Source organism: Paraprevotella clara YIT 11840 (genome assembly GCF_000233955.1).
GTDB classification, from domain to species: domain Bacteria; phylum Bacteroidota; class Bacteroidia; order Bacteroidales; family Bacteroidaceae; genus Paraprevotella; species Paraprevotella clara.
This window is the reverse complement of the sequence record NZ_JH376625.1, coordinates 140,496-154,205: the sequence shown is the minus strand read 5'-3', so window position 1 is coordinate 154,205 and position 13,710 is coordinate 140,496. Positions and strand designations below refer to the sequence as shown.

The following is a 13,710-nucleotide window of genomic DNA, read 5'->3' as shown; positions in this document are numbered from 1 at the left end:
AATTTAAAAGAAAAACATACAATGGAAAAAAGAGAAGTAAAATTCAGCCTGGTGTTCCGCGACATGTGGCAAAGCGCCGGAAAATACGTGCCGCGCGTGGACCAGTTGGTGAAAGTGGCTCCCGCCATTATCAGAATGGGATGTTTCGACCGTGTGGAAACCAACGGAGGCGGTTTTGAACAGGTAAACCTCCTTTTCGGGGAAAACCCGAACAACGCCGTGCGCCAATGGACGAAACCGTTCCACGAAGCAGGCATCCAGACTCACATGCTCGACCGTGCACTGAACGGCCTGCGCATGAGTCCCGTACCAGCCGACGTACGCCGCCTGTTCTATAAAGTCAAGAAAGCGCAGGGCACGGACATCACCCGTACGTTTTGCGGGCTGAACGACATCCGCAACATCGCACCCAGCATCCGTTACGCCAAGGAAGCCGGCATGATTTCACAGTGCAGCCTTTGCATCACCCACTCGCCTATCCACACGGTGGACTACTACGTGGACATGGCCCGACAGCTTATAGACTTGGGATGCGACGAAATCTGCCTGAAGGACATGGCGGGTATCGGCCGCCCCGAAACCCTCGGTAAAATCTGTGCGGGCATCAAGGCTTACAAGAAAGACATCATCGTGCAATACCATTCCCATGCGGGACCGGGTTTCAACATGGCTTCCATCCTCGAAGTGTGCAAGAACGGATGCGACTACGTGGATACGGCCGTAGCCCCGTTGGCATGGGGTACGGGACACGCCGACATCCTGGCCGTACAGGCCATGCTGAAGGACGCAGGCTTCAAGGTGAAAGAAATCAATATGGCGGCCTACATGGAGGTACGCTCGCAGATACAGGAAATGATGGACGACTTCCTCGGACTCTACTGCAATCCGCTCAACCGTATCAACAACTCCCTGCTCATCGCCCCGGGACTGCCGGGCGGCATGATGGGTTCGCTTATGGCCGACCTGGAGACCAACCTAGAGTCGCTCAACAAATGGAAGGCCAAACACGGGCAAGCCGAACTGACGCAGGACGAATTGCTCGTCAAGCTGTTCGACGAAGTGGCCTACATCTGGCCCAAGGTGGGATACCCCTGCCTCGTGACTCCGTTCAGCCAATATGTGAAAAACCTGGCCTTGATGAACGTCATCCAAATGGAGAAAGGCAAAGAACGCTGGAGCATGATTGCCGACGACATCTGGGACATGATTTTGGGCAAGGCCGGACGCCTGCCGGGCGAAGTGGCACCGGAACTGAAGGCACTGGCCGAAGCGCAAGGACGGAAGTTCTCCGACACCGACCCGCAAGCCAACTATCCGGACGAACTGGACAAATACCGCCAGATGATGGCCGAAAAAGGCTGGGACACGGGACAAGACGACGAGGAACTCTTCGAGTATGCCATGCACCCGTCGCAGTATGAGGCTTACAAGAGCGGCAAGGCCAAACAGGACTTCCTGGCCGACCTGCAAAAGAGACGCGAGGCTGCCGCCGCACCGGTCGGCGCAGGAAGCGCACCGGCACAGCCTTCTACCGTTACCGTCACCGTGAACGGACAATCTTACAAGGTGGACATCGCCTACGGAGAACAAGCCGCACCGGCCCAGACGTCCGCCGCACCGACGGCACAACCTGCCGCAGCCACGGGCGAAGGCGAAGACATCCCGGCTCCGTTGGAAGGCAAATTCTACCGCGTGAAAAACACGGAAGAAACTCCGAAGCAACCGGGCGACCGTGTAAAAGCGGGCGACATCCTGGGTTACATCGAGGCTATGAAAACCTATAATGCCATCCGTGCCGAATTCGACGGCACCATCACGGCCATCTTGGTCAACTCCGGCGATGCCGTGGAAGAAGACGACGTAATCATGAAAATAGCCAAGCAGTAAATTATGGAACAGTTAACAGATATATTCAATAAACTATACCAGATGACGGCTTTCAGCAATATCATTGCCGACCCGTCGTTCCTCATCATGTATGCGCTGGCTTTCGTCCTGCTCTACTTAGGTATAGTGAAAAAGTACGAACCGCTGTTGCTCGTGCCTATCGCGTTCGGGGTGTTGCTGGCCAACTTCCCGGGCGGCGAGATGGGGGTCATACAAGCGGACTCGCAAGGGATGGTCACGCTGGCCAACGGCAGCAAAGCCAACATCTGGGAAATGCCGTTGCACGACATCGCACATGAATTCGGCCTGATGAACTTCCTCTATTACATGCTCATCAAAACCGGTTTCCTTCCGCCCGTCATCTTTATGGGAGTGGGTGCTCTGACCGACTTCGGCCCGATGCTGCGCAACCTACGCCTGTCCATCTTCGGAGCCGCCGCCCAATTCGGCATCTTTGCCGTGTTGCTGGTAGCCATCCTGATGGGTTTCACACCGCAGGAAGCCGCCTCGCTCGGTATCATCGGTGGCGCCGACGGCCCAACGGCCATCTTCACGACCATCAAACTGGCTCCCCACCTGCTCGGTCCCATTGCCATTGCAGCCTATTCCTATATGGCGCTCGTTCCGGTCATCATCCCGTTGGTGGTGAAACTGACCTGCACGAAGAAGGAGCTGATGATTAACATGAAGGAACAGGAAAAATTGCATCCGTCTACCACGGAAATCAAAAACCTGCGTGTCCTGAAAATCATCTTCCCGATTGCCGTCACAACGGTAGTAGCCTTGTTCGTCCCCACGGCAGTGCCCCTCATCGGTATGCTGATGTTCGGTAACCTGCTGAAAGAAATCGGTGCCGACACCTCGCGCCTGTTCGATGCGGCTTCCAACTCCATCATGAACGCGGCTACCATCTTCCTGGGCCTCTGCGTAGGCGGTACCATGACCGTGGATGCGTTCCTCAACATGCAGACGATAGGCATCGTCGTGGGCGGTTTCCTCGCCTTTGCGTTGTCCATTGCTTCCGGCATCGCCATGGTGAAAATCTTCAACCTGTTCAGCAAGAAGAAAATCAATCCGCTCATCGGTGCCACCGGGCTGAGTGCCGTACCCATGGCCAGTCGCGTTTGCAACGAAATCGCCACCAAATATGATGTGAAGAACCATGTGTTGAACTACTGCATGGCCTCCAACATCTCCGGTGTCATCGGGTCAGCCGTGGCAGCCGGCGTGCTGATCTCCTTCTTGGGATGAGACAGTTGCAAACCGGATAAACAAAGAAGACAGAAGAACATAAGGATAAGATTTTGTCCTTATGTTCTTCTGTCTTTAAAAGAAGTAAAATCAAAGACGTATCACCTTCACTCACATCGGCAACCCAACAGATTAAAAAACGGGTTATTCTGTTTCCGTATGCTCCGAACCATTTTGCTTTTTAACCCGTTTTACAGTATGCTTTATTTTACCAATCAAAAAGTTGAGTTCTAAAGTAGACTCTGTTTCTGCCGTTTCCAAGTCGGGCATCACTATGTCTGAAAGCATCTCACCGAAATGTTTCATTTTAGATTGCTGTACGTGGCTGTCTGTTTCCTGATGCAAAGTACGAAGTTCCCGTTTCAGTTGACGTACATTGGCAATGTTTCTATTATAGCAAACGTCACATTCACAGCCTTCTTGCTTTTCAGTATAGTAGCCAACATATACAATCCTCTCTCCGTAAATACGGCAGGCAAGACACGACTTTTAGACGATATTTTTGCGGTCGGATTTTTCGACCGCAAAAATATCATTTCCTCACGTGTCAACCGAAACATGTAAGTGGACGGGAACTTATCCGGATTATTTTTCACAGCCTCGTTCACTCGTTTGGTTTCCACACCATACAAATCTGCTATATCCGCATCTAATATCACCACCGTCTCACGCACGGTCATTATTTTACTGCGAACCTGCTCAAACATATTGCCTGTCGGCAGTCCCACATCAGTATGCTGCAAAGTATTCTTATCCATTTCCATTTTTTATGTCAGTCCTGATAATACACCCTCTTCACCCGGGCACTGACTCCCGTCAGGATTTCGTAGGGTATCGTACCCACAGCGTCGCTCAGCACCGTCACCGGCAGATCATCGCCGAAGATGATGGCGGTATCGCCCTCACGGCAATCTATGTCCGTCACGTCTATCATACAGACATCCATGCAAATGTTGCCCACATACGGGGCACGCCGTCCGTTGACCAGACAATACGCACGGCCGCAACCTAATTTGCGGTCCAAGCCGTCGGCATAACCGATGGGCAGGGCTGCAATCCGACTGTCACGCGTCAAACGCCCTTTGCGGCTGTATCCCACAGTATCTTCCTTCGGCACTTCGTGTATCTGGAGAATCGTGGTTTTGAGCGTACTGATATTATGGAGAATCTCATTATTCCGGGAATTGATACCGTAGAGCCCCAAACCGAGACGTACCATCTCCAAATGACGATCCGGGAAATGTTCAATCCCCGCACTGTTGCAGATATGGCGCAGAATCTTGTGACTGTAAGCCTGCTGAAGCTGCGCACTGCCTTTCAGGAACAATTCATACTGACGGGCGGAAAAGGCATCGAAATCGTCGCTGTCGCTCCCGACGAAATGGGAAAATACGGAACGGGGAATCACAGCCGACTGGCGTTTCAACCGCTCCACCAGCAACGGCATATCCTTTTCCGGGTCGAACCCTAACCGGTGCATACCCGTGTCTAATTTCACATGGATGGGAAAATGGGTCACCCCTTCTTTCTCCGCCTCGTGAATCAAGGCCTCCAACAAACGGAAACTGTACACCTCCGGTTCAAGGTCGTACTCGAACAAGGTCGGAAAACTGCTCATCTCCGGATTCATAATCATGATATTCGCCGTAATGCCGGCCTTCCGCAGGTCCACGCCTTCGTCGGCCACGGCCACGGCCAGATAATCCACCTGATGATCCTGAAGGGTTTTGGCAATCTCCACAGCACCGGCCCCGTAAGCCGACGCCTTTACCATACATACCATCTTCGTCTCCGGCTTCATGAAACTGCGGTAATAGTTCAAATTATCCACTACGGCATTCAAATTAACCTCCAATGTCGTTTCGTGTACCTTCAAGGCCAAGTGTTCCGTCAAAACGTCAAAACGGAAAGACCTTGCCCCTTTGATGAGAATCACTTCGTCGTGCAACATGTCCAATACCCCGCTGCCCAACAATTCATCCGTTGAACGATAAAAACATGCCTCCATGCCGAACAGACCTTGTACGGCAGACAAGCACGGACCGACTCCTATGAACTTCTCCACACCGCGCATAGCCACCAAACGGGCCACGCGGCCATACAAATCCTCAGGCGCACCGCCAGCCTGCTCGATATCACTCAAAATCAACGTACGTTTCCGCCCCGCACAATCGGGACGACGGTTCATGAAGTCGAGGGCGATATCCAAAGAATTATAATCCGAATTGTAACTGTCGTTAATGAGCGTACAACCCGACCGGCCTTCTTTCACCTCCAGGCGCATGGCCACCGGTTCGAGTACGGCCATCCTTGCGGCAATCGTCTCGGGACTCATCCCCAAATGCAAGCATACGGCCAGGCAGGACACGGAATTGGCCAACGAAGCCTCGTCGATAAAAGGAATAGAACAAGCAGCCTCCTTACCTTTATATATATAGGACACAACCGTCTCTGCCTCCCGCTTTTCCACCGATGCGATATATAAAGGTACATCGCGCCGCTGCCGCGACCATGCAAAATATTCTCCTTTGAAAGCCGAACGGTTGACGCAACCGACTACGCGCGCATCGTCCATATCGTACACCAGGACTTTGGCATCCTTGAACAACTTCAACTTCTCCAAACACTTTTGCTCATACGAAGTGAAATTCTCCTGATGCGCATCGCCCAAGCAAGTAAAAACCCCTATGGTCGGCTGAATCACCGACTGCAAAGCTTCCATCTCTCCCGGCTCGGAAATTCCGGCTTCAAAAAGTCCTACTTCGCTTCTCTCATCCAGATTCCATACGGACAAAGGCACTCCGATTTGGGAATTGTAGCTCCTCGGCGAACGGGTGACGTTCTTTTCAGGGGACAACAACTGGTAAAGCCACTCCTTGACCACGGTCTTCCCATTACTTCCGGTTATACCCACCACCGGAATGTCGAAGGCCTCGCGATGACGTTCGGCCAAGCGTTGCAAAGCTTTCAGCGGACTGACCACTTGCAGGAAATTGGCATCGGGACAGGATGTCATGTCTTCCGGCAAACGACTGACCACAAAAGAACGTACCCCGCGACGATAAAGTTCGGGAATATAACGGTGCCCGTCGTTGCGACGGCTTTCCAACGCAAAAAACAAAGTATCTTCAGGGAAACACAAAGAACGGCTATCCGTTAGAATCCACCGGACTTCCACCGTTTCGCTACCCCACAAATGAGCGCCGACGAGCGAAGCTATTCTTTCTAATGTATAAGACATAATCCTCAATATTTTAGCAGATCTTTCAATCTTCCGTACTCGGTTGTATCGGCTAATTTCGGGTATTTTTCAGTAAGTCGTTCCATCTTTAACATAGTTTGACGCAGGAAGTCCCGATAAGCCGCCGATTCCGGATGCAGCGGACGGTGGGACAAAGCCTTGGCCACGGCCTCCCATTCCGCCATGAAGCTTCGTGTTTCCGCCGGGAAACAGACTTCCGAGAAACGTTCCCAAATATACTCTACTGCCACCTCGGACGGATGCAGCATGTCTGCCGCATAAAACCGGTAATCCCTCAACTCATCCAGCACGATTTCGTAAGCCGGGAAATAGAAGCAACGTCCCTCGTGCGCACGACATATCCCGTCTACGGCCAACAACAGCACGGCTTTTCCCAACCGGCTGCCATGGAAACCATATTTGGCATAACGGTAGGGACTGACCGTAAAAACGATTTGCAGGGACGGATTGACCTGCCAAAGAGCCTCCAATGCCTCTCCGAGTACCGCCTTCGCCCCCTCCACGTCCAACTGCTCTTCCGTAAACCGCGCCCCGGGCTGCTTATGGCAATTCGCAACCACCCGCCCGTTGTCATTCAGACGGTAATAACGGTTCGTACCTAAAGTAAGGAACAGGACTTTCAGCGACCTGAACCGGGCAGCTTCTTCACGGCGCACGTTTTCCAGACGGGCACGGCATTCCTCACGGTTCTCCACAGAAAAGGAACTGTCATTCAACCAACTGTGCCACAGTCCTCCCGATTCGAAAAAAATATCCTCGGGCAACGGCTCCACGGTAGCCATCGCCCTGCACCACACGGCTATACTCAACGGATTGTACAATACCCCGAACGGGTTGGCATGCGCATCCAGTCCCGACTGCACCATACGCCGGCCGATATGGTCGGCAAAGCAAGAACCCAACAGGGTAAGCCCGTCTCCGGGTCGGATTTCCAATCCCTTCATCCCTGTTTCTACTGTGGTACGAAACTTCATATCTCACATTCGTTAAATGTCAAAACGGTATTTTTTCCTGCAAAAGTAAGCAAGATATATGAAATTATGCTAATTTTGCATGAACTAAATCAAGCTGATGACAAACAAAAATACATATAACCTTTTGTCGCAAATCAATATCCCGGCCGACTTGCGCCGATTGCCCATAGACAAATTACCGCAAGTATGCGAAGAACTGCGTCGCGACATCATCGACGAGCTGGCAGACAATCCGGGACATTTCGCTTCCAGCTTAGGCGTCGTGGAGCTGACGGTCGCTTTGCATTATGTGTACGACACGCCTTACGACCGCATCGTATGGGATGTCGGACATCAGGCGTACGGCCATAAGATACTGACAGGACGCAGGGAACGTTTCTCGACCAACAGGAAGCTGCACGGGCTGAAACCTTTCCCCTCTCCTTCCGAAAGCGAATACGACACGTTCACCTGCGGACATGCTTCCAATTCCATCTCCGCCGCTTTGGGCATGGCGGTGGCCTCGGCCAATCAGAATGAAAAAAGAAGGCACATCATTGCCGTCATCGGCGACGGTTCGATGAGTGGCGGTCTGGCTTTCGAAGGACTGAACAATGCTTCTTCTACCCCGAACGACATTCTCATCATCCTGAACGACAATAATATGAGCATAGACCGCAGTGTAGGAGGAATGAACCATTATTTCCACCAACTCCACACCAGCAGCCTCTATAACCGCCTGCGTTTCGCCGCTTCCCGTAAATTATTCAACTGGGGTTGGCTCAACGAGGACCGCCGGAAGCAACTCATCCGTTTCAACAACTCGCTGAAATCGCTTATCAGCAACCAGCAGAACGTATTCGAAGGTATGAACATACGCTACTTCGGCCCCAGCGACGGTCATGACGTCATCGAACTGGTACATACGCTCCGGGTTCTGAAAGACATGAAAGGTCCTAAACTTTTTCATATACACACCGTCAAAGGCAAAGGATTCAAACCGGCGGAGAAGGCGGCAGACATCTGGCACGCACCGGGCAAATTCGACAAGGAGACCGGCGAACGCATACAGACGGACACGAGCAACCTGCCTCCACGTTACCAAGACGTCTTCGGACAGACCTTACTCGAACTGGCCCGGATGAACCCGAAAATCATCGGGGTGACACCTGCCATGCCGTCGGGATGCTCGATGAATGTCCTGATGAAGGAGATGCCGGACCGGGCTTTCGATGTAGGTATCGCCGAAGGACACGCCGTCACCTTCTCCGGCGGAATGGCGCAAGACGGCCTCATCCCGTTCTGCAACATTTATTCCTCCTTTGCCCAACGAGCCTATGACAATCTCATCCACGACATTGCGATAGAACGCCTTAACGTGGTGTTATGTTTGGACCGCGCAGGACTGGTAGGTGAAGACGGTCCCACGCATCATGGCGCATTCGACTTGGCCGCACTCCGTCCCATCCCCAACCTCATCCTGTCTTCCCCACTCAACGAGAAAGAACTGCGCCTGCTCATGTACACGGCACAGCTCCCGGACCAAGGCCCGTTCGTCATCCGCTACCCGCGCGGACGGGGTGTGCTGACCGACTGGCAATGTGATTTTGAAGCCATCGAAGTGGGGAAAGGACAACTTCTCAAAGAAGGAAAGGACATCGCACTGCTTTCGTTAGGCCCCATCGGCAATACGGCGGCAGAGGCCATCCTCCTGTTCGAGCAGCAACAGGCGCAAGAAGGGCATCCTCTCACGGTAGCCCATTATGACATGCGTTTCCTCAAGCCGTTGGATGAAAACATCTTACACGAAGTTGGAACACATTTCTCCCGAATCATCACGATAGAAGACGGAGTCATCCGCGGAGGATTAGGGTCCGCCGTATTGGAATATATGTCCGACCACGGTTTCTTCCCTAAAGTAACACGGATGGGACTGCACGATTATTTCGTAGAACACGGCACGGTGGAACAACTACGGCAAATCGTCGGAATCGACCGGGATGCCATTGTATCACAACTCCGTTCCATTTCACAAAAGTAAATCCATGAAGATTATCATTGCCGGTGCCGGGGCTGTAGGCACACATTTAGCACAACTCTTAGCCAAAGAGAGCCAGAATATCACGTTGATAGACGAAAGCGAAGACAAACTTTCAAAAGTCGCCGACAACGTAGACCTCATGACCCTCAATGTAAAACCGACTTCTATCAGCGGCCTGAAAGAAGCCGGAGCCGCCCATGCCGAATTGTTCATCGCCGTCATGCCCGACGAAATGAAAAATATCACCTGTTGCATGCTGGCCCATACACTGGGAGCGCAGAAAACAGTAGCCCGTATCGACAATGCGGAATACTTGGACGAAGAATACAAAACCTTTTTTAAAAACATGGGAATCAGCTCCCTCATCTTCCCGGAAATACTGGCCGCACGGGATATCATAGAAGGTATCAAACACAGTTGGGTCAGACAGTGGTGGGAAGTGCACGACGGGGCACTCGTCATGCTGGGCATCAAGTTGCGTGAAACCGCTGAAATCCTCAATATCCCGCTGAAAATACTGTGCGGCCCGGACACTTGTTATCACGTCGTGGCTATCAAACGAGACGACATGACCATCATCCCGAACGGCGATGCCACGCTCCAACTGGGCGACATCGTGTATTTCATGACCACGAAGAAATACATTCCTTACATCCGAAAGATTGTAGGTAAAGAGCATTATGAAGACGTGAAAAACGTCATGATTATGGGAGGCGGACGCACGGCCATGCACACCGCCCTGAATGTCCCAGGGTACATGGAAGTGAAAATCATAGAAAGCGACCCCGCCCGCTGCAACGAGCTGAACGAGGCTTTAGGAGACAGCGACGTGATGGTTATCAACGGAGACGCACGCGACTCTTCGCTACTGATTACGGAAGGCATACAGCACACACAAGCTTTCGTGGCCCTGACCGGACAAAGCGAAAGCAACATTCTGGCTTGCCTTACGGCCAAACGGCTGGGAGTGCGGAAAACCGTGGCGTTAATAGACAATCTGGACTATATCTCCATGGCTGAAAGATTGGATATCGGCACCATCATCAACAAAAAGACGATTGCCGCCAGTCATATTTACCAGATGATGTTGGATTCGGACGTTACCAACGTGAAATGCCTGACCGTGGCCGATGCCGATGTAGCTGAGTTTGAAGTAAAAGCCGGAGCCAGGGTCACCAAGAAACCCGTGAAAGACCTCGGCCTTCCCACCGGAGTTACTATCGGCGGACTGGTACGTCGCGGCGAAGGTATGCACGTAAACGGTATGACCCAAATTCAGGAAGGCGACAGTGTGGTCGTATTCTGCCAAAACATGTTCATTAAGAAGCTGGATAAATATTTTGCGTAGTTCCGGCATCCATGCGGTCTAACAAACGACGGATGTCCCGTTCAAGCAATTTATAAGGCGGTGCATCCTTAAAGCCTACATTCTTCCGAAGCATGTCTTCCACGGAATTCTGGCTATGTTGGTAACACGACAATTCGTTTTGCCGCTGTGTGTCGTGCTCGGCCAAATTACGGATTTCACGCTCACGTTCTTTACGCAGCAAAATACAAACAGGATCCAGCAAAGGGGAAATCACGTTGTCGAACAACGTATGTCCCTGAATATACAAATAAGTCGTCTCCGGAGTGACCCCCAAATCCAATAGCTCCGTCTTCAACATCTCGTAATCTTTTTTCGCCTGTGGGAAGTGGCGCTGCAGCCAAGCTATCTTCCGGTTGACCCTCCGCCGCACAAGTTCCAATGTCTGTTCGGGATGGTACACATTAATATCACTGAAACTCACATGATTGCCAAACTCCGTCAAAGTAAACTCCCGGTAATGGTTCCGCCGGTACACCCAAACCGACCATACGAATAACGGCCAGATGATTTGGGAATACTCTTGCATGAAACTCTCAAAATCTACAATCTGACGGTCGTTGAGCGTAGCCATCACACAGACACGGTGCAACGTCGCCGCATAACACTGGTAATTCTCGATGGCGTATGCGTAAGTATGGAACACGAAAGGATTTTTGTTAATCAGCCGTGAGGTCGGCGTGGCCCCCTGCAACAAATAATCGTAGTCCGCATCGACGCAGGCTATCATATAATTTCCCAGTTGAGGACCGAGCTTGTTCGTCAACACCAGTTTTTTCCCTTTGCCCAACGTACTGCGGGAAGGCAGCATGATTTCAAAATAACGGCTGTCATCCTCGAAATCATCCAATACGGTCCGCCAGAAGAACACATCATCGTAACTTTCCACATACACCACGATTTTCCGCCGTGCCATTTTGGGTTTCAACCTCTGCGCCGCTCCCAGATACAAAGAAGTCAGGTTCTCAGACAATCTCTTGGCCATAACGCTCCCCTCCCTTCCTCAGAAAATTATTGTGTAATGTCGGTCACTTCCGTCACGGCATCCATCCATCCGTTCATGATCATGGCCGGCGAATGCGTCGTCAGGATGATTTGGACATTCGGATTCAACTGACGTATCAGCGTAATCAGCTTCTGTTGCCACTCCACATGCAGACTGATTTCCGGTTCGTCCATGAAAAGCACGTAAGGCTGACGGTCTTCCACCAATACGGTCAACAAAATCACGAGCATCTGCTTCTCGCCGGAAGAGAGTTTGTAAGGCGAAAGTATCTCACCGAACTGCTCCAGTTGTATTTCATTGCTGCTGCGGACGATTTTCTTTCCGGTCTCGCTGAACAGCTCGTCCACCATATCTTGAAACTGCACCCGGGCCTGAGCCGCCGCTTGCGCCTTTTCCCGCGCCTCGGGGTCGCCGCTCGTCAGCAATGCAATCATACGGTTGCCCACATTGACCTGATAGTCCAGGAAACGCCGCTGCAAGAGATAAAGCTGCCAGTCCAGCTCGGTAGCCACCCTGTCATCCGCTAATTTTTCCAACAAATTACTGTGGACCAAAGGACGGTCGAAGCTCCGCACCACATCGAACCTTACCGTCACGGCGTCTGCCGGTTCGTATGTCAGTTTCACATCGGGCTTGGCCGGACATCCTTCTTTGACCGCCTGCAAAAGCCTTAATATCACTTTGTTCAGAATCGTACTCTTGCCGACCCCGTTCACACCGCTCAGGATATTCACCTTACGGTTCAATTCCCACACGATATGCTTCTGCCCGCTCCAAAGCGAGTCGATCTCGATACGCCGTATGTACTCACCTATCTTATCCATAGTCTGCGTTTTTCAGAATCCTTCATACCCGAAGATAGCGAACAGTCATGCCGAATCCTATCTTCGCTTTAGCAAAGATAAGTTTTCCCATAGAAAGAAGCAACGGAAAGATGCTAAAATTTGTGATGAAAGCACTAACTTTGCAGTTGTTTTTCCGATACATGTAATTTCAAGAAAGATGTATAAAGATAAAAACCTGACAGGCCACCTTTGTATGTTTGCGGCCTGTGCGGCGTGGGGACTGATGTCACCCTTAGGCAAAGATGCCATGGCACATGGCATCAGCGGATTGGCATTGGTAAGTTTCCGGGCGGTCGGCGCAGCTTTATGCTTTTGGCTCACTTCCCTTCTCGGCCGACATAAAGAAGATGTCGCTCCCCGGGACTTACTGATGTTTTTCTTTGCCGGTATGCTGGCCATCGTGTTCAACCAATGTTGCTTTACGATAGGGCTATCCCTGACATCCCCGGTCAACGCCAGCATCGTCACCACCACCCTTCCCATCGTGACCATGATTCTGGCCGCCCTGTTCCTGAAAGAACCGGTGACCAACAAAAAGGTCTTGGGGATTTTTTGCGGAGCCATCGGCGCCCTGCTGCTCATTTTAGGCAACGGGCACGCAGCCCAGAAAGGCAACGGCAACCTGACAGGCGACCTGCTGTGTCTTACCGCCCAATGCAGCTTTGCCGTCTACCTGACCATATTCAAGAAACTAATACAAAAATATACAGTGGTGACTTGTATGAAATGGATGTTCACTTACGCCACCATCGTCATCCTGCCTTTCACTTATAAGGACCTGGCCATACTGCCATGGGCTGAAATCCCGGCAACCACTTGGTTTGAAACGGCCTTTGTCGTCTTCGTGGCTACTTATCTGGCTTATATCATGATGATGACAGGACAGAAACTGCTGCGCCCCACCATCGTGAGCATGTACAACTACGTGCAACCCATCGTGGCCTGTATCGTCAGCGTAGCCACAGGGTTAGGAGTATTCGGATGGAGTCAGGGGGCAGCCGTCCTTTTGGTTTTCGGAGGTGTATGGTTGGTCACCCAAAGCAAAAGCCGTGCCGACCTGAAAACAGAACATCCATCCCATACTGATCCCGAATCCTGA

The 13,710-nt window shown here is 51.7% G+C and carries 11 protein-coding genes; 5 read left to right on the top strand and 6 right to left on the bottom strand.

All coding sequences use genetic code 11. The features are described from left to right. The first annotated feature begins 21 nt into the window (after positions 1-21). Entirely contained in the window at positions 22-1,887 is a 1,866-nt protein-coding gene (locus HMPREF9441_RS14590) for a biotin/lipoyl-containing protein (protein WP_008622527.1), read from the top strand. Positions 1,888-1,890: 3 nt separating this feature from the next. Then, positions 1,891-3,138, top strand: a complete 1,248-nt coding sequence (locus tag HMPREF9441_RS14585) for a sodium ion-translocating decarboxylase subunit beta (protein WP_008622525.1) — start codon at positions 1,891-1,893, stop codon at positions 3,136-3,138. Positions 3,139-3,282: 144 nt separating this feature from the next. Here HMPREF9441_RS14585 and HMPREF9441_RS19090 read toward each other — a convergent pair whose 3' ends face one another. Genes HMPREF9441_RS19090 through HMPREF9441_RS14565 form a run of 4 tightly spaced genes read right to left on the bottom strand, consistent with a single transcriptional unit; the run spans position 3,283 to position 7,374 of the window. Beyond that, on the bottom strand, positions 3,283-3,444 hold the full coding sequence (locus tag HMPREF9441_RS19090; protein WP_008622523.1) for a hypothetical protein: 162 nt from the start codon (positions 3,442-3,444) through the stop codon (positions 3,283-3,285). 56 nt (positions 3,445-3,500) lie between these two features. Next, positions 3,501-3,896: an ORF6N domain-containing protein gene (locus tag HMPREF9441_RS19085; protein ID WP_244949796.1), complete on the bottom strand. Its 396-nt coding sequence runs from the start codon at positions 3,894-3,896 to the stop codon at positions 3,501-3,503. 14 nt (positions 3,897-3,910) lie between these two features. Further along, positions 3,911-6,379: a bifunctional UDP-N-acetylmuramoyl-tripeptide:D-alanyl-D-alanine ligase/alanine racemase gene (locus tag HMPREF9441_RS14570; protein ID WP_009389254.1), complete on the bottom strand. Its 2,469-nt coding sequence runs from the start codon at positions 6,377-6,379 to the stop codon at positions 3,911-3,913. 5 nt (positions 6,380-6,384) lie between these two features. Continuing rightward, the gene (locus HMPREF9441_RS14565) at positions 6,385-7,374 is read right to left on the bottom strand and encodes a GSCFA domain-containing protein (RefSeq protein WP_008622519.1); all 990 of its coding nucleotides are present in this window, start codon (positions 7,372-7,374) and stop codon (positions 6,385-6,387) included. Positions 7,375-7,471: 97 nt separating this feature from the next. Here HMPREF9441_RS14565 and dxs point away from each other — a divergent pair, with 97 nt between their 5' ends. Together dxs and trkA are read left to right on the top strand one after the other, a co-directional pair. After that, positions 7,472-9,394, top strand: a complete 1,923-nt coding sequence (gene dxs, locus HMPREF9441_RS14560; RefSeq protein ID WP_008622518.1) for a 1-deoxy-D-xylulose-5-phosphate synthase — start codon at positions 7,472-7,474, stop codon at positions 9,392-9,394. Positions 9,395-9,398: 4 nt separating this feature from the next. After that, positions 9,399-10,742 (top strand): Trk system potassium transporter TrkA, encoded by a 1,344-nt coding sequence (trkA, locus tag HMPREF9441_RS14555; RefSeq protein ID WP_008622517.1) that lies wholly within the window; start codon positions 9,399-9,401, stop codon positions 10,740-10,742. On the opposite strand, the gene HMPREF9441_RS14550 is transcribed toward trkA, so the two are convergent. After that, positions 10,714-11,745, bottom strand: coding sequence for a DUF4435 domain-containing protein (locus tag HMPREF9441_RS14550; protein WP_008622516.1), 1,032 nt, complete (start codon positions 11,743-11,745; stop codon positions 10,714-10,716). The genes trkA and HMPREF9441_RS14550 overlap by 29 nt on opposite strands. Positions 11,746-11,771: 26 nt before the next feature. Beyond that, positions 11,772-12,590 (bottom strand): AAA family ATPase, encoded by an 819-nt coding sequence (locus HMPREF9441_RS14545; RefSeq protein ID WP_008622514.1) that lies wholly within the window; start codon positions 12,588-12,590, stop codon positions 11,772-11,774. A 178-nt stretch (positions 12,591-12,768) separates the two neighbouring features. Here HMPREF9441_RS14545 and HMPREF9441_RS14540 point away from each other — a divergent pair, with 178 nt between their 5' ends. Then, positions 12,769-13,710, top strand: a complete 942-nt coding sequence (locus HMPREF9441_RS14540) for a DMT family transporter (protein WP_009389256.1) — start codon at positions 12,769-12,771, stop codon at positions 13,708-13,710.